Source organism: Actinophytocola algeriensis, from assembly GCF_014203735.1.
Classification (GTDB): Bacteria; Actinomycetota; Actinomycetes; order Mycobacteriales; family Pseudonocardiaceae; genus Actinophytocola; species Actinophytocola algeriensis.
The window spans coordinates 613,935-640,379 of the sequence record NZ_JACHJQ010000004.1 but is presented as its reverse complement, the minus strand read 5'-3'; the positions used below and the strand labels follow the sequence as shown (position 1 = coordinate 640,379).

The following is a 26,445-nucleotide window of genomic DNA, read 5'->3' as shown; positions in this document are numbered from 1 at the left end:
ACTCCCGTCCGATCAGCTCTTCGGGGCCGGGCGGTTGACCTTGACGGTCTCCTGCCCGACCTCGTCCTCGGACATGGCCTCGGCCGCGACCTCCTGGAGGGGCTTGCCCTCGGAGGTCGTGAAGCCCTTCTTGAACTCGTTGGTCGCGTTGACCGCCCGCTCGGCGAGATCGTCGTTCCACTTACCGGTGTCGCGGATCTCGGCGAGGATGCCCTCGTGCTTGTGGCGCAGGTTCTCCTGCAGTTCCTTGTTGAACCGCGCGACGTCCTCGACCGGCACCTCGTCGTAGTGCCCGTTGGTGCCGAGGTACACCGTGACCACCTGCTGCTCGACCGGCACCGGCGAGTACTGCGGCTGCTTGAGCAGCTCGTACAGGCGGGCACCGCGGTCCAGCTGGGCACGCGACGCGGCGTCGAGGTCCGAGGCGAAGGCGGCGAACGCCTTGAGCTCCTCGTACTGCGACAGGTCGATGCGCATGGAGCCGGAGACCGACTTCATGGCCTTGATCTGCGCGGCACCACCGACTCGCGACACCGACGTGGTCACGTCGACCGCGGGGCGCTGACCCGAGTTGAACAGGTCCGACTGGAAGAAGCACTGCCCGTCGGTGATGGAGATGACGTTCGTCGGGATGTAGGCGGAGATGTCGTTCGCCTTGGTCTCGATGACCGGCAGGCCGGTCATCGAGCCCGCGCCCAGCTCGTCGTTCAGCTTCGCGCAGCGCTCCAGCAGACGGGAGTGCAAGTAGAAGACGTCGCCGGGGAACGCCTCGCGGCCCGGCGGGCGGCGCAGCAGCAGCGACAGCGCGCGGTATGCGTCGGCCTGCTTGGTCAGGTCGTCGAACACGATCAGGACGTGCTTGCCCTGGTACATCCAGTGCTGACCCAGCGCGGAGCCGGTGTAGGGCGCCAGCCACTTGTAACCCGCGGAGTCCGACGCCGGGGCGGCGACGATCGTGGTGTACTCCAGCGCGCCGTTGTCCTCGAGCGCCTTGCGCACCGAGGCGATCGTGGTGCCCTTCTGGCCGACCGCGACGTAGATGCAGCGGACCTGCTTCTGCGGGTCGCCGGACTCCCAGTTCGTGCGCTGGTTGAGGATCGTGTCGACGCAGACCGCGGTCTTGCCGGTCTTGCGGTCGCCGATGATCAGCTGGCGCTGACCGCGGCCGATCGGGGTCATCGCGTCGATCGCGGTGATGCCGGTCTGCAGCGGCTCGCTCACCGGCTGCCGCTGGACCACACTCGCGGCCTGGAGCTCCAGTGCGCGGGTCTCGTCGGCGGCGATGTCGCCGAGGCCGTCGAGGGGCTTGCCGAGCGGGTCGACGACGCGGCCGAGGAAGGCGTCACCCACGGGGACCGAGAGGATCCGGCCGGTCCGCTTGACCTCCTGGCCCTCTTCGATCTGCTCGTAGTTGCCGAGGATGACCACACCGATCTGGCGCGGCTCCAGGTTCTGCGCGACCCCGAGAATCCCGCCAGGGAACTCGAGGAGCTCGTTTGCCATGGTCGAGGGCAGGCCCTCGACGTGCGCCACGCCGTCACCGGTGTCGACGACGAGGCCGACCTCCTCCCGGTTGACGTCAGGCGAGTAACTGGACACGTAGTTGTCGATCGCACTGCGAATCTCGTCCGACGAGATCGTCAGCTCCGCCATGTCGTTCCCGCTCCTACCGTCTGTGTCTATCTCAAGAAGTTCCGTGGGTTGCCCCAGTGCCGCTTCAGCCCGCGAGGCGCCTGCGCAGCTCGTCGATGCGCCCGATGGCGCTGCCGTCGATGACCTCGTCGCCCACCTTGATCACCAGGCCGCCCTGGATCTCCGGGTCGACCTCGACGTGCAGGGCGATGGGCCGCGAGTAGATGCGCTGCAGGGTCGCGGCGAGCCGCTCCTCCTGCTGTTCGGTCAGCGGGACCGGCGCGACCACAGTGGCCACGGACCGCTCACGCCGCTTGGCCGCCTCCGCGGCCAGCTCACCGAGGCCGCCGACGACCGTCCGCCCGCGCGGCACCGTCACCAGCTGGTCGACAAGACGGAGGGTGACGCTGTCGGCCTTCTCACCCAGCAGCTCACGGACCAGCGTCGCCTTGCTCGCGGCGGGCGCGGTCCGGTCGGACAACGCCCGCTCCAGCTCGCTGTCGGCGGCGACGATCCGGCCGAACCGGAACAGCTCGTCCTCCACCGCGTCCAGGCGGCCGCCCTGCTCCGCGTGCACGAGCAGCGCGGTCCGGCCGAGCACGTCGAGACCGTCGGTCAGCTCACGCGGTGTCGACCACCGCTCGCCGACGGCCGCCGTCAGCACCGTCAGCGCCTGCTTGCTGACCTTGCCCGACAGCAGCTCGGTCAGCAGGCTCGCACGGCGTTCCGGCTCCGCCGACGAGTCGCCGAGCACCCGGCGCAGGCCGATCTCTCCGTCGAGCAGCCGCACGACGGAGAGCAGCTCGTCACCGAGCTGCTCGGCGGACACGCTCTTGGCGCGCGCGGCCGGTTTGGCGCTCAGCACCTCGAGCAGCTTCTGCTCTGCGGTGGCGAGCGCGTCACGGCTCGCGGCGTGGAACAGCGTCATCGTCATCCCGTCCTAGAGGGCCTAGTTCCGCGCCGAGACCGAGTCGAGGTCGTCGAGGAACCGGTCCACGGTGCCCCGGCGACGCGCCTCGTCCTCGAGGGACTCGCCGACGACCCTGCTGGCCAGCTCGACCGCGTGGCGGCCGAGGTCGGCACGGAGCTCCGCGACGATCTGAGCCCGCTGGGCCTCCAGCTGAGAACGCCCAGCAGCCACGATACGTGCGGCCTCGTCCTGCGCCTGGGCGCGGAGCTCTTCCTTGATCTGCTCCGCCTCCAGCCGGGCGTCGTCCCGGATGCGGGCGGACTCGGCACGGGCCTCGGCGAGCTGCGCCTGGTAGGTCTCCAGCGCCTCCTCGGCCTTGGCCTGTGCCTCCTCGGCCTTCTTGATGCCGCCTTCGATCTTCTCGGTGCGCTCCTTGTAGAGCGCCTCGAAGCGCGGGAACGCGAATTTCTGCAGCACCCACAGCAGAAGCAGGAAGGCGACGAGACCGAGAATCATCTCGGAAACGTGCGGAATGATCGGACTCGGCTCTTCCGCGGCCAGAACAATCGCGGTATTCACCATGGTGGCTCCCGGAGCGTCAGAAGGGGGGTCTTACTCAGGCGCTCCACCGGTGGACGCGATGAAGAACAGCACCAGGCCGATCAGCGCGAGGACCTCGACCAGAACGAAGGTCTGCCACGCGATGCTCATGAGCTTGCTCTGGGCCTCCGGCTGGCGCGCGGTGCCGTTGATGACCGCGGCGAAGATGAGACCCACGCCGACGCCCGGGCCGATCGCACCGAGGCCGTAACCGATGAGCGAGAGGCCCGGGTTCAGGTTGAAGGACTCCTGGGCGAGGTGAATGGCGCTCACTTGATTTGCTTCCTTCCAAACTCGGTCCGCGAAGGTTTCGCGGATCGGGTGTATGCCTTTTGTCGGGTTGTGAAACTCAGTGGTCCGTGGACAGAGCGGCGCTGATGTAGTTCGCCGCCAGCAGCGCGAAGATGTACGCCTGCAGAACCTGGATCAGGGCCTCGACGAACGTCATCGCGATGGCGAAAGCCCACGAGACCAGCGAGACCGGCTTCAAAGGACCGCTCGCCTCGAGCAGCAGGTACTGACCCGCGAGGGTGAACACGATCAGGATCAGGTGGCCTGCGAACATCGCGGCGAACACCCGGATCGCGTGCGTGAGGGGGTTCATGAAGAACTTCACGAACGCCTCGACCGGCACCAGCAGCACGAGCACCGGCTTGGGCACACCCGGCGGGACGAGCTGGTTCTTGATGTGGCCGGCGAACCCGTGCCTACGGATGCCGATGTAGTGCCACAGCGGGTACACGACCAGGAGCGAGAGCGCCAGGGGGAACCCGATGTGCGAGAACGTCGGGAACTGGATGACCGGGATCAGGCCGAAGATGTTGTTCACCAGAACGAAGGAGAACATCGTCACGATCAACGGCACGTACGGCCGGAACTCCTTGGAACCGATCAGTTCCCGCGCGATGTTGTTGCGGCCGAAGTCGTAGACCGACTCGGCGACGAAAGTGAAGCGGCTCGGCACCACGGAAAGGCGGCGCGACGCCATCACGAAGAACAACGCGATGATGACCACGGACAGCACCACGAGCAGCATCGGCTTGGTGATGCCCAGGAATATGGGAGGGAGGTTGAAGTCACCCGCGCCCGGCGGAACGAACTCGCCACCCTCTGCTAGCCACAGCGCCCGCAACTGGGCTCCTTCCGGTTCTCCCGGCCGGCAGATTCATACCGCCGGGGGAATCGTCACGATCAGGACGTAACGTACCTCAGCCAGCCCGCGCACCTGACAGCGGCACCCCTGCTCGCGAGGGGTGCCCCAGGGCTTGTGAACCGAGGTACAAGCGCACCATATCAGCCACTCAGGCGATAGAAGAACGCGCGTACTACTTGGTAGGGGATCTACTGGTCGTCGCTGCTGATGATCAAGGTGGGCAGCTTCGTGCGGCGGAACGCGACGGTGTCCATCGCGGCCCAGACGATCACCACGGCCAGCATCGTGTACGCCAGCGACTCCGTCTGCAGCCAGGTGATCTCGCGCAACACCATCAGCACCAGCAGCAGGATGATCATCTTGCCGATGAACCCGCCGAGCGCGCCGGTCATCACCATCATCGGGTTCAGCGCGGCCGTCTTGCGCATCAGCCACCACGTGGCCATCGACGACCCGAACGCCACGAGGCCGCCGATCAGCGCGGAGACCCCGCCCTGCACGCCGTGCAGCACGCTCGCCACCACGATGCCGACGACGACGGTCGCGACCGCGGGCCAGATGGCGTACCGGAGCATCGCGTCCGCCAGCCTCGTCACGGCCTCCCCGTGCGTCTTCGGCTGGTCGGTCTCGATGCCCAGGTCAGCGGCGGTCGGCTCGGCCTGGTCTTGGTCTGTCTTCTCGGTATTAATGTTCGCTCCGCAAGCTCCGCTCAGCCCTCATCTCGCCCTGAGTCTAGGGACGATGGAAACGACCAGTGCGATCAGGAGGCCGATACCGATCCCCCAGACCACGGCGAACACGTCGAACAGGCTCAGCGCGACGGTCCCGAACGCCAGCACCGCGGCCCACAGGTAGATCAGCAACACGGCCCTGCGCTGGGAGTGGCCGATCTCCAGCAGCCGGTGGTGGAGGTGCATCTTGTCGGCGTGGAACGGCGAGAGACCCTTGCGGGTGCGCCGCACGATCGCCATCAGCAGGTCGAGCACCGGCACGAACAGCACGGCCGCGACCACCAGCAGCGGCGAGAGCAGCGCGATCGTCTCGGTGCCGTCGAGGCTCTGCACCTTGCCCGACGCCGAGGTGCTGGCCGCCGCCATCATCAGGCCGATCAGCATCGAGCCGGAGTCGCCCATGAAGATCTTCGCGGGCTGGAAGTTGTGCGGCAGGAAGCCAAGGCACGCGCCCGCGAGCGTCGCGGCGATCAGCGCGGGCGGGTAGTAGGTGACGTCGCCGCCGGACTGGTCGAGCAGGTGCAGCGAGAACGCGCAGGTCGCGACCGACGAGATAAGTCCCACACCGGCAGCGAGCCCGTCGAGCCCGTCGACGAAGTTGATCGCGTTGACCATCGTGACCACGAGCAGCACGGTCAGGATCGCGCCCTGGTTCTGGTCCAGGATCAGCAGTGAACCGCCGGATCCGTTGCCGCCCCACGGCACCCAGAAGATGATCCACTGCAGGCCGAGCAGCACCAGGATGCCTGCGCACGTCGTCTGACCGGCCAGTTTGGTGAGCGAGTCCAGCTCGAACCGGTCGTCGAGCATGCCGATGACCATGATCAGGCCGCCGCCGAGCAGGATCGCCGTCGGGTCGAGCGAGTAGTCGAACGCGCGGCGCAGCACCGGCAGCTGGTGGGCGAGCAGCATGCCGCCGCACACGCCGAGGTACATCGCGAGCCCGCCGAGACGCGGGATCGGCACCGTGTGCACGTCCCGTTGCCTCGGGTAGGCGACCGCGCCCCATCGCAGCGCGAGGCGCCGCACGAGGCCGGTGAACAGGAACGTCAGCACCGCGGTCGTGAGCCCGACCAGCAGGTACTCCCGGATCGGGAGACCCGCCGGCTGGAAGTTCTGTGCCAGGTCCACGCGCTCAGTCCCGGGGGTAGGCGGGGTGCGCCGCCGCGATGGTCCGGACGGCCTCGGCGACGGCCGCGTGGTCGGCGTCCCCGGAACCGGTACCGGGCTCCGCGCGGACCGCGCGCCCGATCAGCCGCGCGATCTCGGCCATCTCCGGCTCGGTCATGCCCTGCGTCGTGACGCTCGGCGAGCCGATCCGGATGCCGGACGCGGTGGCGGGCGGCGCGGGGTCGAACGGGATCGCGTTCTTGTTCAGCGTGATGTCGGCCGCACCGCACCGCCGCTCGGCCTCCGCGCCGGTCACGTCGAGCGGACGCACGTCCAGCAGCGCGAGGTGGGTGTCCGTGCCACCGGAGACCACCCGCATGCCCTCGACCTCCAGGCCCTTGGCGAGCGCGGCCGCGTTGGCGACGACCTGGGTGGCGTACCCCTGGTACTCGCTGGAGGCGGCTTCCTTGAGCGCGACGGCCTTCGCGGCGACCGCGTGCATCAGCGGACCGCCCTGGCTGAACGGGAACACCGCCTTGTCGATGGCCTTGGCGTGCTCGGCCCTGCTGACGATCATCCCGCCGCGCGGCCCGCGCAGCACCTTGTGCGTGGTGAACGTGACGACGTCCGCGAACGGCACCGGCGAGGGGATGACCTTGCCCGCGACCAGCCCGATGAAGTGCGCCGCGTCGACCATCAGGATCGCGTCCACCTCGTCGGCGATCGCGCGGAACGCGGAGAAGTCGATCAGCCGGGGGTAGGCGGTCGCGCCCGCGACGATCATGCGCGGCCGGTGCGCGAGCGCGAGGTCGCGCACCTGGTCGTAGTCGATCAGCTCGGTGTCCTGCCGCACCCCGTAGGAGACGGGCTCGAACCACCGCCCGGAGAAGTTGACCTTGGAGCCGTGGGTGAGGTGCCCACCCTGCTTGAGGTCCATGGCGAGGACGACGTCCCCCGGCTGGCAGAACGCGGCGTAGGCGGCGAGGTTCGCACTCGCGCCGGAGTGCGGCTGCAGGTTGGCGTGCTCGGCACCGAAGAGCTCCTTCGCCCTGGCGATCCCGATCTCCTCCGCGACGTCGACCTGCGCGCACCCGCCGTAGTACCGCCGGCCCGGGTAGCCCTCCGCGTACTTGTTGGAGAGCGTCGACCCCAGCGCGGCGAGCACCGCCGGGCTGGTGAAGTTCTCGCTGGCGATCAGCTGCAGCCCGCCGCGCAGGCGGTCCAGCTCACCGAGCACCACATCGGCGATCTCGGGATCCGTAGCGGCCAGCGAATCGAAGTCCGGGCCCCAGAACGGCGTGTTCACCCCTGCTGCTTCTCTCTCGTGGCGGTTTTGCCGGGCCAGGCTACCGCGACCGGGTTACGGTCCGTGGGTGACCAAGCTGAACTACGGGGCGGAGCTGGCCCGCCTGCACCTGGAGCTCGTGAAGCTGCAGGACTGGGTCAAGGCGAAGGGCCTGCGTGTCGCGGTGTTGTTCGAGGGCCGCGACGCCGCGGGCAAGGGCGGCGCGATCAAGCGCATCACCGAACCCCTGAACCCCCGCGTCTGCCGGATCGCCGCACTGGGCACCCCGACCGAGCGCGAGAAGACCCAGTGGTACTTCCAGCGCTACGCGGCCCACCTCCCGGCGGCGGGCGAAATCGTGTTGTTCGACCGTTCCTGGTACAACCGCGCGGGCGTCGAACACGTGATGGGGTTCTGCACGGAGGACGAGTACCAGGAATTCCTGCGCGCGGCCCCTGAGTTCGAGCGCATGCTCATCAGGTCCGGCCTGATCCTGGTCAAGTACTGGTTCTCGGTGTCGGACGAGGAACAGGAGAAGCGTTTCCAGGAACGCATGCGCGACCGGACCAAACGCTGGAAGATCTCCCCGATGGACCTCGAGGCACGACGCCGCTGGTTCGACTATTCGAAGGCGAAGGACGTCATGTTCGCCCACACGGATGTCGAGGAATCGCCGTGGTGGGTCGTGGAGGCCGACTCGAAGAAGCGCGCGCGGTTGAACTGCATTTCCCACCTGCTGAGCCAGGTTCCTTATGAGGACGTGGACCCGCCGGTGCTGGAACTCCCGCCACGCGGCCCGGAGGACCCGGACTACAAACGCCCGCCGAAGAAGTCGATGCGCTACGTCCCGGCAAAGTTCTGACAAAGCCAAGAGCGAGCCGGAAATTGTCCACAGGCCACGGGCTCCGGCCCCCGAAATCCAGCGTAGCGAGCACCACCGACAAACCGGCGCGAACCATCCACAGCCTCAAGGCCGTGAGTTGGCGATCATGGCCTCGTAGACAGGCTGCATCCGAGCCCATTCCTCGTCCGGCGCCGAGGCGAACACGAAGTACTCCACGCCGTCCACGAGCCAGTACAAGGAATGCACCCGCTGCAACCCACGCCCGTCCCGGTGCTGGAACTCCCACTCGACAGCCGGGTGCCCGCCGTAGGTGGCGCTGTTGAGGTCCAACCGTCGATAGGCGACAGTCCGCGACGCGAACCCGGACTCGTACGCGACGTGCACCCGCACGATGTCGGACGAGGAAGCCCGGGCCCCACCGAACCCGACGATCCGCGCCGGATCAGAGGGATCGACCGCCCGCAGCGCGCCGGGTCCACCGGCCGACACCGCCTGCCACCCGTCCGGGATGACCGTCGACAGCCCGGCGGGCCCGCGCACCCGCTGGAACCCGGCGGGTGCGGTCGACGACGACACGGGAGGCGACGACGAACCGTCCGACGAGATGTACGTGGTCGGGTTCTCCGCGCCGGCGGCATCGGTCTTCGGCATCGTCAGGAGCACGGCGCCGACCGCGGCGCTCACCACGAGGTAGGCAGCGGCGAACGCCCACGCGACCCAACGTGAGCTGAGCGACCTGACGCTCGCCACCAGTTTCACCTCTGCAACCCCCCGACACGGGTCTACCGAGAGTAACGTGCCCGCCGAGGTGATCCAATGCTTCGAGCGTGGCAGGACGTGATCGTCAAATGGCAGCTGGTGCCGGACGACCAACCTGTCGACCAGCCGGAGGCCCGGCTGCACGCGGATCGTGGCCGGTCCGCACTGATGGCCGGGCGGCTCGACGACGCCCTCGCCGAGTTCGAGGCCGCCGCGCGGCTGCGTGCCGATCCGCTCGATCGCGTGGGGATGGGTGATGTGTTCCTCGCGCGTGGCGGGTGGCGCGGCGCCGAGGAGAACTACCGTGCGGCGCTGGCGTCCGGCGGGGTGGGCGCGCTGATGGCGCAGCTCGGGCTCGCGCAGGTGAAGGTCGGGCAGGGGCAGGCGGCGGGCGCGGTCGGCGACCTGGAGCTGCTCGTCGCGGACCGGCCGTACGACAGGACGCTGCGGTACTACCTGGCCAGCGCCTGGTACTCGGCCGCCGACCAGTGCCGGTCGCGGACCGGGGACGACGTGCTCGTGATCACCAGCGAGGCGCAGTTGCGGATCTGTGAGGACGCGGGCCGGCGGATCCGCGCGCTGCGGACCGGCGACACGGAGCTGGAGCGCGGCGCGGAGCAGCTGCTCGCCGAGGTGGCCGCGGGCAAGCGGTGGACGTGGTCGCCGGAGGGCATCGCGGTGAGTCTCGCCGTGCTGATCGTCGCGCTCGGGCTGATCACCGTGGTCGCCGGTGGGTTGCTGGACAACGTGGTGCTGGTGATCGTCGGCGTGCTCATGGGCGCGGCGCTGCTGTACACCGTCGTGCACCGCTTCCGGCGGCAGACGTGGCGGCGGCGGGCCGACGAGATGGCCCCGCACATCGTGAAAACCGGCGTCTAGTGCTGTGACCGCCAACTTTGCCAGGTCTTCCGGTGGGTTCGGCCGAGCCGACGGTGCCAGCGTGCCGGGCGGGCCGGCTACGCCGTGGCGCGTTCACGGCATCACCGGTGCCCACCGCGCGAAAGCGTCTTTCACAGCACCACCAGACACGGCGGAAGCCCAACCCAACCCGGACAACGAATGCGGACACAGCACTGGTTAAGGTCAGCGCTGTGAGTGTCGTGTACGACTGCGCGCGGGAACCGGATCGCTCCGACGGGCTCGCGGCCGCGGCCAGCGCCGTCCGTGCCGGGCGTCTCGTGGTGATCCCCACCGACACGGTGTACGGCATCGGCGCGGACGCGTTCTCGTCCACCGCCGTGCGTGCGCTGCTGACCGCGAAGAACCGCGGGCCCGACATGCCGGTCGGCGTGCTCGTCGGGTCGTGGTCGACCATCGACGGGCTCGTGCTGTCCGTGCCGAGGTCCGCCCGCCAGCTCATCGAGGCGTTCTGGCCGGGTGACGTGTCGATCGTGCTGCCGCACGCGCCGTCGCTGTCGTGGGACCTCGGCAACACCAGCGGCACGGTGATGATCCGGATGCCGCTGCACCCGGTGGCGATCGAGCTGCTGCGTGAGGTCGGGCCTATGGCCGTGTCCAGCGCGAACGTGTCCGGGCAGCCACCGGCCGCCACCGCGGACGAGGCCAAGTCGCAGCTGGGTGAGTCGGTCGCGGTCTACCTCGACGGCGGTCCGTCCGGTGAGCCCGTGCCGTCCACGATCGTCGACCTGTCCGGCGACGAACCGGTGGTGCTGCGCGAAGGCGCCGTTTCGGTGGCCGCGATCTCCGAGGCGCTGGGGTCCGAAGTCAGGATGTCCTGATCGCGGTCGCGAACCGCGGCCGCCCGGCGAGGTCGTCGTGGTCCTCGACGTCGGTCAGGACCTTCCGCGTCGCCAGCAGCTCCGGGACGGACTCGGCGTGGGTGTCGTCGTGCTCGATCACGACCGCTCCCCCCGGCTTCAACAGCCTGGCGGACAGGTTCACCACGTGCCGGATGACGGTGAGGCCGTCGCTGCCGGAGAACACCGCCTTGAACGGGTCGTGCTCCCCCACCTCCGGCGGCACTGCCGTACCGACGGGTACATATGGCGGGTTGCACAGCACCAGGTCGACCCGCGCGTCCAGCTCGGCGAACAGGTCCGGCGCCGTCACGTCACCGGAGTGCAGCCGGACGCGGCTCGACTCCATGTTGCGGCGGGCCCACGCGAGCGCCGTCGGGTCGATCTCGACCGCGTGGACCTCGGCGTCGGGCCGTTCGGCCGCCACCGCCAGGGCCAGCGCACCCGTGCCCGTGCACAGGTCCACCACGACCGGGTGCTCCCGGCCTGCGAGGAACTCGAGGCCCCACTCGAGCAGCAGCTCGGTCTCCGGGCGCGGCACGAACACACCGGGGCCGACCTGGAGCGTCACCGCACCCATCACGGCCCAGCCCAGCAGGTGCTGCAGCGGGATCCGCTTCGCGCGCTGGTGCACGAGCTGACCGATCGCCTCGATGACCTGGCGGTCGACGAGCGGGGTCAGCATCAGCTTGCCGCGCTCGGCGCCCAGCACGTGCGCCGCGATCAGCTCCGCGTCCGTGCGGGGGGACGCCACCCCGGCTTCCGCCAGGATGCGTTCCGCCTCCATGATCGCGAGCCGCAGCGGCTGTCTCGACATGGCGGTCAGCCTGTCACGCCGACTGTTGCGCGGCGAGTCGTTCGTCGCGGTCTGCGGTGGCGAGCGCGTCGAGCACGCCGTCCAGGTCGCCGTTGAGCACCTGGTCCAGGTTGTAGGCCTTGTAGTTCACACGGTGGTCGGAGATACGGTTCTCCGGGAAGTTGTAGGTGCGGACGCGCTCGGAGCGGTCGACGGTGCGCACCTGGCTCGCGCGCACGGCCGACGCCTGCTTCGCGGCCTCCTCCTCGGCTGCCGCGGCGAGCCGGGCCTTCAGCACCTGCATGGCGCGCGTCTTGTTCTGCAACTGACTGCGCTCGTTCTGGCAGGACACGACGATGCCGGTCGGCAGGTGCGTGATGCGCACGGCCGAGTCGGTGGTGTTGACGCTCTGGCCGCCCTTGCCGGACGAGCGGAACACGTCGATGCGCAGGTCCTTCTCCGGGATCTCCACGTCCTCGACGGCGTCCTGCACGTCCGGGTAGACGAGCACACCGGCGGCGGACGTGTGGATGCGGCCCTGCGACTCGGTGGCGGGGACGCGCTGCACGCGGTGCACGCCGCCCTCGAACTTCAGGCGCGACCACACTCCGTCGGCGGTCGGCGTCTTCGAGCGGATGGTGACCGTCGCGTCCTTGTACCCGCCCAGCTCGGTCTCGGTGCCGTCCAGGACCTCGGAGGACCAGCCGTGCTTCTCCGCGTACCGCAGGTACATGCGCAGCAGGTCGCCCGCGAACAGGGCCGACTCGTCGCCGCCCTCCCCGGACTTGATCTCCATGATCAGGTCGTCGCCGTCGTGCGGGTCGCGCGGCAGCAGCAGCTCGGTGAGCTTGGCCTCCAGCGCGGGCACCTTCTCCGCGAGCGACACGGCCTCCTCGGCGAACGCCGGGTCCTCCGACAGCTCCTTGGCCGTCGCCAGGTCGTCGCGGGCCCGCTCCAGCTCGCGGAGGGTGCGGACGATCGGTGTCAGCTCGGCGTAGCGGCGGCCCAGCTTCCGGGCACGGGCCTGGTCACCGTGCACGGCCGGGTCGGCGAGCGAGGACTCCAGCTCGTCGTACTCGCCGAGCAGCTCACCGAGCGATGACGCGTCCACGGGTCTTTCCTTCCGGTGAAGCCAAGTTGAAGCGGACATGAAAACGGCGCCCACCACGCGGGTGGACGCCGTATCCGAAGCTACTTGGTCTTCTTGTCCCGCTTGCCGTAGCGGGCCTCGAAGCGCGCGACCCGGCCGCCGGTGTCGAGGATCTTCTGCTTGCCCGTGTAGAACGGGTGGCAGTTCGAGCAGACTTCGACGTGGATGCTGCCCGACTTCTTGGTGCTGTGCGTGGTGAACGTGTTCCCACAGCCACAGGTGACCTCGGTCGTGACGTACTCGGGGTGAATACCGGTCTTCACAGATCTTGCCCTTTCTCGTTGGCCGCCGGGTCCCCGAATGAGCTGGGGGTGAACCGGAGCCGGACTCGACCTAACAGTTTGCCAGATGTCCTGGCAGGGGGTTCAACACGCCCCTACCAGGACATATTCCGGCTGCTAGTCGTCGTTGACGGACGGTGTGTTCTTCGCCACCTGCATCAGGAACTCGATGTTGGTGCGGGTCTTGCGGAGCTGGGTCAGCAGCAGGTCGATGGCCTGCTGGTTGTCCAGCGCGTGGAGCACGCGACGCAGCTTGACGGTGACCGCCAGCTCGTCCGGCGGGAGCAGCAGCTCCTCCTTGCGGGTGCCGGACGCGTCGACGTTGACCGCCGGGAACGTGCGCTTGTCGGCGATCTTGCGGTCGAGGATGAGCTCGGCGTTACCCGTGCCCTTGAACTCCTCGAAGATCACCGTGTCACCCGCGGACCCCGTCTCGACCAGTGAGGTCGCGAAGATGGTCAGCGAGCCGCCGTCCTCGATGTTGCGTGCCGCACCCAGGAACCGCTTCGGCGGGTACAGCGCCGTCGAGTCGACACCACCGGACAGGATCCGGCCGGACGCCGGGGCCGCCAGGTTGTAGGCACGGCCGAGGCGGGTGATCGAGTCGAGCAGCACGACCACGTCGTGACCCATCTCGACCAGGCGCTTCGCCCGCTCGATCGACAGCTCGGCGACCGTGGTGTGGTCGCCCGGCGGGCGGTCGAAGGTGGAGGCGATGACCTCACCCTTCACCGACCGCTGCATGTCGGTGACCTCTTCCGGCCGCTCGTCCACGAGCACGACCATCAGGTAGCACTCGGGGTTGTTCGTGGTGATCGCGTTGGCGATCGCCTGGAGCACCGAGGTCTTGCCCGCCTTCGGCGGCGACACGATCAGCGCGCGCTGCCCCTTGCCGACCGGCATCACCAGGTCGATGACACGAGTGGTGAGGATGTGCGACTCGGTCTCGAGGCGCAGCCGGTCGTTCGGGTACAGCGGCGTCAGCTTCGTGAACTCGGGGCGCTGCTTGGCCTGGTCCGGGTCCAGCCCGTTGATCGTCTCGACGCGCACCAGCGGGTTGAACTTCTGCCGCTGCTGCTCGCCGTCACGCGGCTGGCGCACCATGCCGGTGATCGCGTCACCTCGGCGCAGGCCGTACTTGCGGACCAGCGACAGCGACACGTACACGTCGTTCGGGCCGGCCAGGTAGCCGGAGGTGCGGACGAACGCGTAGTTCTCCAGCACGTCGAGCACACCGGCGACCGGCAGCAGGACGTCGTCCTCGCGCACCTCGGTGTCCGGGCTTTCGCCACGGCCACGGCCGCCCTCGCCGCTGCTGCCGCCCCGGCGGCGACGGTCGCGGAACCTGCGACCGCGCCTGCGACCGCCGTCCTCGTCATCGTCGTCGTCCGGACCGTTGTCGCGGTCGTTGCGGCCGGTGTTGCGCTGGTCGCCGCGGTTGTCCTGGTTGCGGCCACCCCGGTCACCCCGGTCACCACGGTCATTGCGGTCACCGCGCTCGCCACGGTCGCTGTTCCGGCCGCCCCGGTCACCGCGTTCGTTGCGGTCACCGCGTTCGTTGCGGTCGTTGTTGCGGCCGCCGCGGTCCTCGCGCTTGTCACCCTGCTGCTTGTCCGCGGGCTTCTCGTCGGCGGAGCCACGCTGGTCGCCGCGGTTGTCACCACGGGTGTCAGCGCGGTTGTCAGCTCGGTTGTCGTCGCGCTTCTCGGCCTGCTCCGGAGCCCCGGCCGCACGGCCTGAGCTGCGGCGACGGCGGTTGCCCTCTCGGCGACCGCCCTCTTCGGCGTCGGCCTGCTCGGCCTTCGGCTCGGACTCGGTCTTCACCTCGGGCTCCGCCTTCGCGGGCTTCGCCGCGGGCGCCTTGTCCTCGATGCCGAGCGGCAGCGTGTCGGAAGCCGTGTTCGCGGCGGACTTCGACGAGCCGCCCGACTGGCGCTCCTTGATGGCCGCGATGAGGTCGCCCTTGCGCATTCCGGCCGTGCTCGTGATGCCGAGCGTGCCCGCGAGCTCCCGCAGCTCCGCGAGGACCATGCCGGTGAGACCGGCACGACGCTTCGTTCCCCCGTTTGCGCTGGTGCGCTGCGTGTTCTCGGCGACACCGGCAGCGGTGTCGACCGTGCCGTTGGCAGCTTCGCTGCCCAGCAGATCAGTGTTGCTCACTCATGTCCTTCCTGACCAGGTCCCCGCCTCCTGAGGTGGACCCGTGAACCAGCGGACCGCCGTTCGTCGAACCGAGACGGCGTACTCCGCGGCCTCGCCAACGCGGAGCTTTTCGGTCACCACTGGTTTCGGTGCCCGCCAACGTCGACTCCGACCGGAATGGGCCGAGTCGCCGACTGAACGGAAGATGCGACCCGGGGAAAGAAAATCCCCGGGAACGACACCGGGCGCCCGTACGCGCGGTGACTGAACGCCCCTGAGGGTAGACGCACACCCTCCGGCGTGCAACAACCGGGGCTACCCGGCGTGGCACATCCTTACAACGCCGGTTACCTGCTGTTTGTTCCGATCGCCTCGACCACGACACCCGTTCGGTCCACTGGGAGCGCGCACACGCGGAACCCCGCGGTGTCGACCCCGGACGGGAGCGCGCCGCCGGACGGCAGCGCCAGCACGGTCGGGCCCGCACCGGAAACCGTTGCGGCGACACCGTTGCCACGGAGTTCACGGACCATTCGCATGGTGTCCGGCCACGCGGGCTCGCGGTAGTCCTGGTGCAGACGGTCCTCTGTGGCCGGCAGCAGCAGGTCGGGCCGGGTGGTCAGTGCGTGCACCGCGAGCGCGCAGCGGCCGGCGGCGAACGCGGCGTCGTTGTGCGGAACGTTGCCGGGAAGCAATCCACGCGTGACAGAAGTCGCCGACTCCGTGTCCGGGATGAGCACGACCGGAGCGAGTGCCGGGTGCGGTTCGAGCCGGACGGCCCGGTAGCGCGGACCTTCCGGCGGCGCCTCGGCCCAGGCCAGGACCAGTCCGCCGTAGAGGGACGCGGCCGCGTTGTCGGCGTGTCCCTCGAACTCGGCGGCGATCTGCAGCGCGTGCTCGTCGAGTTCCTTGCCTGCCAGGCCGTACGCGGCGGCGACACCGGCGACGATCGCGGCGGCCGACGACCCGAGGCCGCGGGCGTGGGGGATCGCGTTGTGACACCGCAGGGTCACACCCGGTAGCGCGACACCGAGCGCGTCCACTCCGGCACGCAGCGCACGCGCGACGAGGTGCTGCTCGTCGGTGGGTACCGCACCGGCGCCCTCACCGGTCACCTCGACGCGCACGTCGTCGCCGCCCGCGGTCGCCTCGACCGTGTCGTACAGGCCCAGCGCCATGCCGAGCGCGTCGAAACCGGGGCCGAGGTTCGCGGTGGACGCGGGCACCCGGACCGAGACATGGTTCGCTGCGCTCATCCGCTCAACCACCGGCTTCCCTCGTCACGTGCTCGGCGCTGGCGCGCCTGCGCGCGCTCCTCAGTCCAGCCGGCGGCCGCTCCTTCGCTCCGCTCTCGGTATCATGGGTCGCTGCGCCCACGCGGCTCATGCCAGTTCGAGTGCGGCGGCGACCGCGTGCGGCTCGACCGGGATCGGCTTGACGGGGGCCATCTCGGCCAGCACGGTGTCGGGGTCCTTCAGGCCGTGGCCGGTGACGGTGCAGGCCACGAGCGAGCCCTTGGGCAGGCGCCCGTCCTCGGCGGCGGCCAGCAGACCGGCGACGCTCGCGGCGGACGCCGGCTCCACGAACACGCCTTCCCTGCGGGCGAGCAGGTGGTACGCGGCCAGGATCTGGTCGTCGGTGACGGCGTCGATGAGCCCGTCGGACTCGTCGCGCGCGGCGATCGCACCGGTCCACGACGCGGGGTTGCCGACGCGGATCGCGGTGGCGATGGTGTCCGGGTCCTTGACCGGCTTGCCGTGCACCAGCGGCGCGGCACCGGCGGCCTGGAAACCGAACATCCTGGGCACCGAGCTGACGACACCGTCCCTGGCGTACGCGCGGTAGCCGCTCCAGTACGCGGTGATGTTGCCCGCGTTGCCGACCGGCAGGCAGTGGATGTCGGGGGCGCGGCCGAGCGTGTCGCAGATCTCCCAGGCGGCGGACTGCTGGCCGACGAGCCGCACCGGGTTGACCGAGTTGACCAGCTCGATCGGGTACTCGACCGCGGTCTTGCGGGCCAGTTCGAGGCAGTCGTCGAAGTTGCCGTCGATCTGCAGGATCCGCGCGCCGTACACGACGGCCTGCGCGAGCTTGCCCTTCGCGATCCTGCCGCTGGGCACGAGAACGGCGCAGGACAGCCCGGCGCGGGCGGCGTACGCGGCGGCGGAGGCCGACGTGTTGCCGGTGGACGCGCAGATCACGCCCGCCACACCGGAGGCGAGCGCGTAGGTCATCGCGACGGTCATGCCGCGGTCCTTGAACGAGCCGGTCGGGTTCGCGCCCTCGACCTTCAGGTAGATCCGGCTGCCGGTCAGCTCCGACAGGTGCGGCGCCTCGACGAGCGGCGTGCCACCCTCCTGCAGCGTCACCGGCGTCGCACCCTCCGGCAGCTCGATCCGGTCCGCGTAGGCCGCGATGACGCCGGGCCAGCCGGGCCGCACACCGACGGACGCCTGGGTGGTGGTCATGGCTCTTCTCCTTCGACCCGCATCACACTGGCGACCGCGCGCACCGAGGGCAGGCCGGCCACCTTGTCCACTGTGGACCGCAGCGCCTCGTCCGGCGCGTAGTGCGTGACGATCACCAGGCTCGCGTCGGTGCCGCGGCCCTGCTGGCGCACGGCCGCGATGCTCACGTCGTGCTCGGCGAACACCGAGGCGACCGTCGACAGCACCCCGGCACGGTCGGCCACGTCGAGGCTGACGTGGTAGCGCGTGTTCACCTGCGCGATCGGCACGACGGGCAGCGCGGCGTAGGAGGACTCCCCGGGGCCGCGGCCCCCGCTGACCTTGTTGCGCGCCACGGCGACCAGGTCGCCGAGCACCGCGCTCGCGGTCGGCGCGCCACCGGCGCCCTGGCCGTAGAACATGAGCGACCCGGCGGCGTCGGCCTCGACGAACACGGCGTTGAACGCGCCGCCGACGCTCGCGAGCGGGTGCGTGCGCGGGATCATCGCCGGGTGCACGCGCACCGCGACGCTGCCGTTCACCCGCTCGCAGATGGCGAGCAGCTTTATCGTCCTGCCAAGGGTTTTCGCCGCGGCGATGTCGGCGGGCGTGACCGCGGCGATGCCCTCGCGGTACACGTCGGCGGCGGTCACCCTGGTGTGGAAGGCGATCGAGGCGAGGATGGCCGCCTTGGACGCGGCGTCGTAGCCGTCCACGTCGGCCGTCGGGTCCGCTTCCGCATAGCCGAGCCGGGACGCCTCGTCGAGGGTCTCCGCGTAGCTCGCGCCGGTCGCGTCCATGGCGGACAGGATGAAGTTGGTGGTGCCGTTGACGATCCCCATCACGCGGTTGATGCGGTCACCGGCGAGCGACTCGCGCAGTGGGCGCACCAGCGGGATCGCACCGGCCACGGCGGCCTCGAAGTAGAGGTCCGCACCGGAGGACTCGGCGGCGGCGAACAGGTCGGCGGCGTGCTCGGCGAGCAGCGCCTTGTTCGCGGAGACGACCGACTTTCCGTTGCCGAGCGCGGAAAGCAGCAGCCCGCGCACCGGCTCGATGCCGCCGACAACCTCGACCACGACGTCCACATCGGACCGGACCAGGGCTTCGGCGTCGGTGGTGATCAGGTGCGCGGGAACGTCCGGGTGGCGGTTGGGGCGGCGCACCGCGACCCCGGCCAGCTCGACCGGGGCACCGATGCGGGCGGCGAGGTCGTCCGCCTGCTCGTGCAGGATCCGCATGACCTGCGTACCGACGGTGCCGCAGCCGAGCATCGCCACCCGGATGGGCTTTCGGCGTTCGTTCACGACACCTCCAACCGCAACAGGTCGTCGAGGGTCTCCCTGCGCAGCAGCAGGCGCGCCTGCCCGTCCTTGACCGCGACCACGGCCGGGCGCTGGAGCCGGTTGTAGGAGCTGGCCATCGTGTAGCAGTACGCGCCGGTGGCGGCGACCGCGAGCAGGTCGCCCGGCGTGAGGTTCTCCGGCAGCCAGCAGTCCCGCACGACGACGTCACCGGACTCGCAGTGCTTGCCGACCACGCGGGACAGCGTGGCCTCCGTGCCCCGCTCCCCCTCGCCGCTGGACCGCGACACCAGCCTGCAGTCGTACAGCGCGTCGTACAGGGCGGTGCGGATGTTGTCGCTCATGCCGCCGTCGACGCTCACGTACCGGCGCGACGACCCGTGGCCCAGCTCGACGTCCTTGGTGGTGCCCACCTCGTACACGGTGACCGTGCCGGGGCCGACGATCGCGCGGCCGGGCTCGACCGCGATCCTCGGCATCTCCAGCCCGGCGTGCTCGGCCTCCTTGGACACGATGGTGCGCAGCTGTTCGGCCAGCCAGGCGGGCGGCGGCGGGTCGTCGTCGGCCGTGTACGCGATGCCGAGGCCGCCGCCGAGGTCCACTGTGGTCACCGAGGACATGGCGTCGGAGCCGTGTTCCTTGTGCAGCTCGGCGAGCAGGCCGATCACGCGGTGCGCGGACAGCTCGAACGCGTTGGCGTCGAAGATCTGCGAGCCGATGTGGCTGTGCAGGCCGGTGAGCCTCAGGCCGGGCGAGCCCAGCACCCGCCGCACCGCCTCGGCCGCGGCACCTCCGGTGAGGGAGAAGCCGAACTTCTGGTCCTCGTGCGCGGTCGCGATGTACTCGTGGGTGTGGGCCTCGACGCCGACCGTCACGCGCACCAGCACGTTCTGGACGACCCCGCGCTCCCGCGCGATCCGGTCGAGCCTGGCGATCTCGAAGAACGAGTCGAGCACGACCGCGCCGACCCCGGCCTCGACCGCGTCCGTCAGCTCCGCTTCCGACTTGTTGTTGCCGTGCAACGCGATCCGCTCTGGCGGGAAGTCGGCGCGCAGCGCGATCGCCAGCTCGCCGCCGCTGCACACGTCGAGCGAGAGGCCCTCCTCGGCCACCCACCGCGCGATCCGCACGGACAGGAACGCCTTGGACGCGTAGTGCACGAGCGCGGGGTCGCCGAACGCGCGGGCGTGGTCGCGGCAGCGGGACCGGAAGTCGTCCTCGTCCATCACGAACAGCGGCGTGCCGAACTCGGCGGCCAGCTCGCGGACGTCGACGCCGGCGAGCCGGACCACGCCGTCCTCGCCCCGGGAGGCGTTGCGCGGCCAGATCTCCGGCGCGAGGCGGTCCAGGCCCGCCGGATCGGACGGCCGGGGGCCTGCGGTGTTGCTGGGCAGCATTACTTCCGCGTGGCGGGGTCCTGCCGGGTGCGCCCTCATCGTTTACATCCGTTCCGGTGCGTCGACGGCCAGCAGACCGAGACCGTTGGCCAGCAGGCGCCGGGTGGCGGCGGCCAGCGCGAGCCGGGCGGTGGTCAGCGGGGTGGCCTCCTCGTCGCCCTTCGGGAGGATCCGGCAGCTCTCGTTGAACTTGTGGTACGCCCCGGCCAGCTCCTCCAGGTACCGGGCGACGCGGTGCGGTTCCCGCAGGTCGGCCGCCGTGCGCAGGATCTCCGGGTACTGGCCGATCGTGCGGATCAGCTCGCCCTCGCGCTGGTGGGAGAGCAGGCCGAGGTCCACGCCTTCGACGTCGTCCGGCACGGTGAGGCCCAGGTCAGCGGCGTTGCGGAGGATGGACGACAGCCGGGCGTGGGCGTACTGCACGTAGAACACCGGGTTGTCGCTCGTCCGCCGTGACCACAGGTCCAGGTCGATGTCGATCGTGGCGTTCACCGAGGAGCGGATCAGCGCGTAGCGGGCCGCGTCCACACCGATGGCGTCGACCAGGTCGTTCATCGTGACGATCGTGCCGGCGCGCTTGCTCATCCGGACCGGCTTGCCGTCGCTGACCAGGTTCACCATCTGGCCGATCAGGACCTCGACGGTGCCCGGGTCGTCGTCCAGCGCGGCCGCGGCGGCCTTGAGCCGGCCGATGTAGCCGTGGTGGTCCGCGCCGAGCATGTAGATGCACAGGTCGAACCCGCGCTTGCGCTTGTCCGCGAAGTAGGCGATGTCACCCGCGATGTAGGCGGGCTGCCCGTCCTTCTTGATGACCACGCGGTCCTTGTCGTCGCCGTACTCCTTGGTGCGCAGCCACCACGCGCCGTCCTCGAAGTACAGGTGGTCCTTCTCCTTGAGCTGCCCGACCAGCTCCTCCACCACGCCGGCCTTGTGCAACGAGTCCTCGTGGAAGTACACGTCGAAGACGGTGCGGAAGTTGTGCAGGTCGGCCTTGATCTCGTCGAACATGAGGTTGACGCCGATCTTGCGGAAGACCTCGGCGCGCTCCTTCTCGTCGGCGATGGACAACGCGCTCGGCTCACGCCGCAGCACCTCGGCGGCCACGTCCGACAGGTACGTGCCCGCGTAGCCGTCCTCGGGCGGCGGCTCGCCCTTCGCCGACGCGATCAGCGACCGGACGAACCGGTCGATCTGCGCACCGGCGTCGTTGAAGTAGTACTCGCGCGTGACCTCGCCGCCCTGCGCGGACAGCACGCGGCCCAGCGCGTCGCCGGCGGCGGCCCAGCGGGTGCCACCCAGGTGCAGCGGGCCGGTCGGGTTCGCCGAGACGAACTCCAGGTTGATCCTGCGGCCGGCCAGCAGGTCGCCGTGACCGTAGGTCTCGCCCTGGGTCAGGACCTGCCGGACGATGTCGCCCTGCGCGTCCGCGGCGATCCTGAGGTTGAGGAAGCCGGGGCCCGCGACCTCGGCGCCCGCGATGCCGTCCTGGCCCGCGAGGCCCGCTGCCAGCCAGTTCGCCAGGTCTCGCGGCGGCACGCCGACCTTCTTCGCGACCTGCAGCGCGAGGTTCGTCGCGTAGTCGCCGTGCTCCGGGTTCCGGGGTCGCTCGATCGTCACGGCGGGCGGCAGCGCGGAGGTGTCCAGGTCTCGGCTGGTCAGCACGTCGGTGGCGACGGAGCGGACCAGGTCGGCAAGTGCTGCGGGAGTCACCCCGGGAAGTCTAGGTATCGGGTGTCCACCCGATAGAGTCGCCTCGGCCATACGACGATGCTGACTTCTGGAGGTCATGGGTGGCCAACGAATTCCGGGTCGGCGGTGTGGCCGCCATGGCGGTCGCGCTCGTCTCCCTCGCCGGTTGCTCGGTCGAACGCTCCGGCAGTGGCGCCTCGGACGCCGCGCAGGACGGTACGTCGGTCGGGTCCGAGGCGTCACCGCAGGCCCCGGACGGTGGGTCAGCCGGGTCCGAGTGGGTGCCGGGCGCAGGCAACGAGGACCCGTCCAAGGACATCGAGGGCATCGTCATCACCGAGTACGACGCCGTGCACGCCCTGCCGGGCCAGCGCGTCGCGTACGAGAAGGCCCCGCCGGACGGCGGCAGGCACGATCCGGTGTGGGCGACCTGCAACGGTGTGGTCTACGACACACCGGTCCGCAACGAGCACATGGTCCACGCGCTCGAGCACGGCGCCGTCTGGATCGCGTACAACGCCGACGACGTGACCGGCGACGACCTCGACACGCTGACCGGCCTGGTCGAGAACCAGCCGTACCTCCTGATGTCGCCCTACCCCGGCCTCGACCGGCCGATCTCGCTGCAGGCGTGGGGTCACCAGCTCAAGCTCGACGACGTCGACGACGAGCGGATCGGCCAGTTCATCACCGCGCTGCGGGAGAACGAGTACACCTCGCCCGAGCCCGGCGCCTCGTGCGACTCGGCCGGTCCCGGGTTCGACACGACGAACCCGCCTGCGTTCGAGGAGGGCCCGCCAGGCCCCGGCGCGGCACCCGTCGGCGATAACTGACAACTGGTGACCACCCTCCGTTGACGCCCATCTGACACGGTGTCCTTACACTGGGCGGTCGGAGACTCCCTGTAGTGATCCTGTAGTTGAGACGAGGACCGGCACCGGCATGGCCAGCGGAACGAAGAGCAAGGGCGCGAACAAGCCCAGGGGCAAGAGCAACAGCGCCAACAAGGCCCGGCGTTCCGTCGTCGGTAGCGCACGCAAGCCCAAGCCCTGGGGCATGATCATCGGGATGATCGCCATTATCGCGCTGGCGGGTGGTGTGTTCACCTACGCCTTCATGGAGATCGACGCCAAGGAGAAGTGGGTCGTCTCCGAGGAGAACAAGGACCCGTCGGAGAACATCGCGGGTGTCGTCCGCGAGGACTACGAGGCCGGTCAGCACGTCAGCGGCGAGCAGCGCGTGGCGTACGACCAGAGCCCGGCGTTCGGCGGCCCGCACGACAACGCGTGGGCCGAGTGCAACGGCACGGTCTACCCGAACCCGGTGCGCACCGAGAACATGGTCCACGCGCTGGAGCACGGCTCGGTGTGGATCGCCTACAACCCCGACCAGGTCAAGGGCAAGGACCTGGACACGCTGAAGGCCAAGGTCGAGGGCCAGCCGTACATGCTGATGTCGCCCTACCCCGGCCTGGACAAGCCGATCTCGCTGCAGTCCTGGGGCCACCAGCTGAAGCTGACGAGCGCGAACGACGAGCGGGTCGACCAGTTCATCAAGAGCCTGCGGCAGAACAACTACCAGAACCCCGAGCCGGGCGGCCGTTGTGACGCCCAGGGCACCGGGTTCGACGTGACCAACCCGCCGCCGTACGTGGCCGAGCCGCCTGCCAAGGACGACCCGAACACGGTCACCATGGACGGCAAGGGCGCGACGGACGCGTCCGCCGAGGAGCAGGGCGGCGCGCAGACCCCGCCGGCTTCCGGTGCGGAGAACCCGCCTGCCACGGGTGCGGGCACACCACCGCCCAGCCAGTGAACCGCACGCTGGTCCTGGTAGCCGCCCTGGTGGCGGTGCTGTTGGTGGGCGCGGCGGGCGGCATGCTGATCAGTACCGCCCGCACCACCGACGACACACCCCCGAACGCCGCGTCGATCGACGTCGGGTTCGCCCAGGACATGCGGGTCCACCACCTGCAGGCGGTGACGATGGCGGGCATCGAGCGCGACAACACGTCCGACCCGATCCTGCAGGGCTTCGCGTTCGACGTGGAGTCCACCCAGCTGGCCCAGTCGAGCGAGATGGCGGGCTGGTTGACGGTGTGGGGCCAGCCGCAGCTGCCGGACGCGGGGGCCCCGCACATGCAGTGGATGAGCGAGGGCGGCACCCACACCCACAGCAACGGCGAGGGCGGCAAGACCACCGGCTCCGTGCAGCGCATGCCGGGGATGGCGACCAGTGAGGAACTGGACAAGCTCCGGAAGCTGACGGGCAAGGAGCTGGACGTGTTCTTCCTCCAGCTCATGCTCCGGCACCACGAGGGCGGGCTGGAGATGGCCGAGTACGCGGCCGAGCACGGCGCCAAGGGCTACGTGCGGAACCTGGCGGACAAGATCGTGCAGAGCCAGGAGAACGAGGCCAACCTCATGAAGAGCTACCTGGCGGAGCGGGGAGCACAGCCGCTCCCGTCGCCGTAGCGGGCCCGAACCGAGGCCGGTGACCCGAAGGGGTCACTCACCACCGCAGCTCACGGCACGAGGCCGTGACGCCGTTCTCCACCTGCACCGTGGCGTGCTCCAACTGGTACTCCCTGGCCAGCAGCTCCTGAGCGGCAGCGAGAACCGCCGACTGGTCACACCCGGGCCCCACGCTGAGATGGGCGGAAGCGACCTCCATCCCCGAGGTCAGCGTCCACACGTGCACGTCGTGCACCTCCCCCACCCCGGGCAGCTCGGCCAGCGCGCCGGTCAGGGCCTCCACGTCGACCCGCTCCGGCGCGTGCTGGAACAGGATCCGCAAGGACCGCCGGGCGAGCGTCCACGTCCTGGGCAGCACGAACAGCCCGATGGCGACACCGAGCACGGGGTCCGCGTACCGCCACCCGAACAACAACGTCACCAGCCCGGAGACGAGCACCCCGAGCGATCCCACGAGGTCCGCGATGACCTCGAGATAGGCCCCCCGCAGGTTGAGGCTCTCCGACGCCCCCCGCCGCAACAACAGGAACGCGACCACGTTCGCGGCCAGTCCCAGCAGGGAGACCACGACGACCGGCAACCCGGGCACGTCCGGCGGCGAGGAGAAGCGGGTGGCCGCCTCGTAGAGCACGTACCCGGCCACCCCGAACAACAGCACCGCGTTGGCGAGCGCGGCCAGCACCTCGGCCCGGTACAGCCCGAACGTCTGCCCGGACGACCGCCGGGCGCGCCGCGCGACCATGATCGCCGTCAGCGCCAGGCCGAGGCCGAGCACGTCGGTGACCATGTGCGCGCCGTCGGAGAGCAGCGCGAGAGAACCGGTGGCCACGCCGGCCCCGACCTCGACCACCATGAACACCGCCGTGACGGTGAACGCGGCGGCCAGTCGGCCGACGTGCCTGCCGGACGCGCTCGCGGGCATCCCGTGCCCGTGTCCGTGGCCCATGACCAAAACATATAGTCATACGTGCATGAGTTCAACTGGAGCCGCTGTCGACCGGAAGGCGGCCTGGCCGGACGGGTCCTCCTGGTCGTGACGGCCCGCACTAGCCTGCCGAGCCGATCTCGCCCTTCTTGTCGAGCTCCACGAGCATCAGGGCCGCGGACACGCGGAAGTGGAAGTCCGCCGTCGCGCCGGGGACCTGGACCACCCACGTGTCGTTGCCGACCTGGAAGATCCGCCTGCCGCGCGGTGACATGGGGTGCTCCGGCTCGTACTCCTTCGCCAGCGCGTAGGCCCGCTTGCGCGCGTCGTCGCGGTCCTCGCACCGGGCGACCTTGGTGAGCACCCAGCGGTAGGACTCCCGTCCGAAGCCGACCGTCTCCTCCAGCAGCACGTGCCAGTTCTCCATCACGAGCGTGAAAGTAGAGCAACTCGCCCATGTCCGAGGCCGGATCGGGTGATACTGCGGTTCTCACGGTCGGCTGGGGGAGGAACCATGGCCAGAGCCGCGCTCGCCGGACTGTTCGTGTGCTTGCTGGCCCTGACCGGGTGCGCGGCGCTGGCCGACCTCGGTCAGCTGCGCGAGGACCTGGAGACGAAGGGCTACGACGCCACCAGCATCAACCACGACACCACCAACGGCTACTCCGTGCTGAGCATCGACGTGTCGACGGCCGACGAGCCCACCCCGGAGGACGCCGAGCGGATCGCCGAGGTCGTGTGGACGAAGTACCCCGGCGAGATCGACCGGCTGGAGATCTCGATCAACGGCTCCGTCCAGCTCGCCGCGCCCTACGACAACCTGCTCGCACGGTTCGGGGAACGCCCGGAGGGCATGGCGAGCGAGGACGACAGCAGCCCGCTGACCCTGATCGTGGTCGTGGTGGTCGTCGCGGTCGTGTTCGCCGGGCTGATGGTGCTGTTGTGGCGCCGCGGCCGCAGGCCACCGCCACCGGTCGCGGGCCCGCCCGGGTACCAGCCGGGCGGCCACTTCCAGTACCCGCCGCAGCCGCCGCAGGGCTAGGGTGCCGCGCCGGGCAG

Annotated in this window: 27 protein-coding genes; 7 read left to right on the top strand and 20 right to left on the bottom strand. The window is 69.8% G+C overall.

The genetic code is table 11. The annotated features are described in order from the left end of the window. Positions 1-12 precede the first annotated feature (12 nt). From atpA to glyA, 8 genes are all read right to left on the bottom strand, one after another. Positions 13-1,653: a F0F1 ATP synthase subunit alpha gene (gene atpA / locus FHR82_RS20920; RefSeq protein WP_184812139.1), complete on the bottom strand. Its 1,641-nt coding sequence runs from the start codon at positions 1,651-1,653 to the stop codon at positions 13-15. A gap of 64 nt (positions 1,654-1,717) precedes the next feature. After that, entirely contained in the window at positions 1,718-2,560 is an 843-nt protein-coding gene (locus FHR82_RS20915) for a F0F1 ATP synthase subunit delta (RefSeq protein WP_184812138.1), read from the bottom strand. 21 nt (positions 2,561-2,581) lie between these two features. Then, entirely contained in the window at positions 2,582-3,124 is a 543-nt protein-coding gene (locus FHR82_RS20910) for a F0F1 ATP synthase subunit B (RefSeq protein WP_184812137.1), read from the bottom strand. Between the two features lie 30 nt (positions 3,125-3,154). Further along, positions 3,155-3,415: an ATP synthase subunit C-like protein gene (locus FHR82_RS20905; RefSeq protein WP_184812136.1), complete on the bottom strand. Its 261-nt coding sequence runs from the start codon at positions 3,413-3,415 to the stop codon at positions 3,155-3,157. Positions 3,416-3,491: 76 nt separating this feature from the next. Next, a complete protein-coding gene (gene atpB, locus FHR82_RS20900; RefSeq protein ID WP_184812135.1) occupies positions 3,492-4,274 on the bottom strand; it encodes a F0F1 ATP synthase subunit A in 783 nt (260 codons plus the stop codon). Between the two features lie 209 nt (positions 4,275-4,483). After that, positions 4,484-4,891, bottom strand: coding sequence for a Cg1360 family ATP-synthase-associated protein (locus tag FHR82_RS20895; RefSeq protein ID WP_311771193.1), 408 nt, complete (start codon positions 4,889-4,891; stop codon positions 4,484-4,486). Between the two features lie 120 nt (positions 4,892-5,011). Next, the gene (locus FHR82_RS20890; RefSeq protein WP_184812134.1) at positions 5,012-6,157 is read right to left on the bottom strand and encodes a glycosyltransferase family 4 protein; all 1,146 of its coding nucleotides are present in this window, start codon (positions 6,155-6,157) and stop codon (positions 5,012-5,014) included. Positions 6,158-6,161: 4 nt separating this feature from the next. Then, positions 6,162-7,442 carry a serine hydroxymethyltransferase gene (gene glyA / locus FHR82_RS20885; RefSeq protein ID WP_184812133.1) on the bottom strand — a complete coding sequence of 427 codons (1,281 nt, stop codon included), beginning with the start codon at positions 7,440-7,442 and terminating at the stop codon, positions 6,162-6,164. Between the two features lie 67 nt (positions 7,443-7,509). Between glyA and ppk2 the strand changes: the two genes are divergently transcribed. After that, positions 7,510-8,283 carry a polyphosphate kinase 2 gene (ppk2, locus tag FHR82_RS20880; RefSeq protein ID WP_311771192.1) on the top strand — a complete coding sequence of 258 codons (774 nt, stop codon included), beginning with the start codon at positions 7,510-7,512 and terminating at the stop codon, positions 8,281-8,283. Between the two features lie 105 nt (positions 8,284-8,388). Here the strand turns inward: ppk2 and FHR82_RS20875 are convergent, their stop codons facing one another. Continuing rightward, positions 8,389-9,015: a serine/threonine kinase C-terminal domain-containing protein gene (locus FHR82_RS20875; RefSeq protein WP_184812131.1), complete on the bottom strand. Its 627-nt coding sequence runs from the start codon at positions 9,013-9,015 to the stop codon at positions 8,389-8,391. Positions 9,016-9,081: 66 nt separating this feature from the next. Here FHR82_RS20875 and FHR82_RS20870 point away from each other — a divergent pair, with 66 nt between their 5' ends. Both FHR82_RS20870 and FHR82_RS20865 read left to right on the top strand, forming a co-directional pair. After that, complete coding sequence (locus FHR82_RS20870) at positions 9,082-9,903, top strand: tetratricopeptide repeat protein (protein ID WP_184812130.1); 822 nt, start codon at positions 9,082-9,084, stop codon at positions 9,901-9,903. A 212-nt stretch (positions 9,904-10,115) separates the two neighbouring features. Then, on the top strand, positions 10,116-10,763 hold the full coding sequence (locus FHR82_RS20865) for an L-threonylcarbamoyladenylate synthase (RefSeq protein ID WP_184812129.1): 648 nt from the start codon (positions 10,116-10,118) through the stop codon (positions 10,761-10,763). Here FHR82_RS20865 and prmC read toward each other — a convergent pair. From prmC to argS, 9 genes are all read right to left on the bottom strand, one after another. Further along, positions 10,750-11,598: a peptide chain release factor N(5)-glutamine methyltransferase gene (gene prmC, locus FHR82_RS20860; RefSeq protein ID WP_184812128.1), complete on the bottom strand. Its 849-nt coding sequence runs from the start codon at positions 11,596-11,598 to the stop codon at positions 10,750-10,752. The genes FHR82_RS20865 and prmC overlap by 14 nt on opposite strands. Positions 11,599-11,611: 13 nt before the next feature. Further along, on the bottom strand, positions 11,612-12,688 hold the full coding sequence (gene prfA / locus FHR82_RS20855) for a peptide chain release factor 1 (RefSeq protein ID WP_184812127.1): 1,077 nt from the start codon (positions 12,686-12,688) through the stop codon (positions 11,612-11,614). Positions 12,689-12,768: 80 nt separating this feature from the next. Continuing rightward, on the bottom strand, positions 12,769-12,990 hold the full coding sequence (rpmE, locus tag FHR82_RS20850; protein ID WP_184812126.1) for a 50S ribosomal protein L31: 222 nt from the start codon (positions 12,988-12,990) through the stop codon (positions 12,769-12,771). Between the two features lie 135 nt (positions 12,991-13,125). Then, a complete protein-coding gene (gene rho, locus FHR82_RS20845) occupies positions 13,126-15,168 on the bottom strand; it encodes a transcription termination factor Rho (protein ID WP_184812125.1) in 2,043 nt (680 codons plus the stop codon). Between the two features lie 329 nt (positions 15,169-15,497). Next, positions 15,498-16,406, bottom strand: a complete 909-nt coding sequence (thrB, locus tag FHR82_RS20840; RefSeq protein WP_184812124.1) for a homoserine kinase — start codon at positions 16,404-16,406, stop codon at positions 15,498-15,500. A gap of 126 nt (positions 16,407-16,532) precedes the next feature. Next, positions 16,533-17,618, bottom strand: coding sequence for a threonine synthase (thrC, locus tag FHR82_RS20835; protein WP_184812123.1), 1,086 nt, complete (start codon positions 17,616-17,618; stop codon positions 16,533-16,535). Beyond that, entirely contained in the window at positions 17,615-18,904 is a 1,290-nt protein-coding gene (locus FHR82_RS20830; RefSeq protein ID WP_184812122.1) for a homoserine dehydrogenase, read from the bottom strand. The genes thrC and FHR82_RS20830 overlap by 4 nt, the downstream gene beginning before the upstream one ends. Beyond that, positions 18,901-20,337, bottom strand: coding sequence for a diaminopimelate decarboxylase (lysA, locus tag FHR82_RS20825; RefSeq protein WP_184812121.1), 1,437 nt, complete (start codon positions 20,335-20,337; stop codon positions 18,901-18,903). The genes FHR82_RS20830 and lysA overlap by 4 nt, the downstream gene beginning before the upstream one ends. 3 nt (positions 20,338-20,340) lie before the next feature. Continuing rightward, complete coding sequence (gene argS, locus FHR82_RS20820) at positions 20,341-22,008, bottom strand: arginine--tRNA ligase (protein ID WP_184812120.1); 1,668 nt, start codon at positions 22,006-22,008, stop codon at positions 20,341-20,343. Between the two features lie 80 nt (positions 22,009-22,088). Here argS and FHR82_RS20815 point away from each other — a divergent pair, with 80 nt between their 5' ends. The 3 genes from FHR82_RS20815 (at position 22,089) to FHR82_RS20805 (ending at position 24,461) form a co-directional block, all read left to right on the top strand. Further along, a complete protein-coding gene (locus tag FHR82_RS20815; RefSeq protein ID WP_311771191.1) occupies positions 22,089-22,820 on the top strand; it encodes a thioredoxin-like domain-containing protein in 732 nt (243 codons plus the stop codon). 109 nt (positions 22,821-22,929) lie between these two features. Further along, positions 22,930-23,802 carry a thioredoxin-like domain-containing protein gene (locus FHR82_RS20810; protein ID WP_184812119.1) on the top strand — a complete coding sequence of 291 codons (873 nt, stop codon included), beginning with the start codon at positions 22,930-22,932 and terminating at the stop codon, positions 23,800-23,802. Next, a complete protein-coding gene (locus tag FHR82_RS20805) occupies positions 23,799-24,461 on the top strand; it encodes a DUF305 domain-containing protein (RefSeq protein ID WP_311771190.1) in 663 nt (220 codons plus the stop codon). The genes FHR82_RS20810 and FHR82_RS20805 overlap by 4 nt, the downstream gene beginning before the upstream one ends. A 37-nt stretch (positions 24,462-24,498) precedes the next feature. Here the strand turns inward: FHR82_RS20805 and FHR82_RS20800 are convergent, their stop codons facing one another. After that, positions 24,499-25,407 (bottom strand): cation diffusion facilitator family transporter, encoded by a 909-nt coding sequence (locus FHR82_RS20800; RefSeq protein ID WP_184812118.1) that lies wholly within the window; start codon positions 25,405-25,407, stop codon positions 24,499-24,501. 100 nt (positions 25,408-25,507) lie between these two features. Then, positions 25,508-25,816 (bottom strand): hypothetical protein, encoded by a 309-nt coding sequence (locus tag FHR82_RS20795; protein WP_184812117.1) that lies wholly within the window; start codon positions 25,814-25,816, stop codon positions 25,508-25,510. Between the two features lie 84 nt (positions 25,817-25,900). Between FHR82_RS20795 and FHR82_RS20790 the strand changes: the two genes are divergently transcribed. Next, positions 25,901-26,428: a hypothetical protein gene (locus tag FHR82_RS20790; RefSeq protein ID WP_184812116.1), complete on the top strand. Its 528-nt coding sequence runs from the start codon at positions 25,901-25,903 to the stop codon at positions 26,426-26,428. The last annotated feature ends 17 nt before the right edge of the window (positions 26,429-26,445 follow it).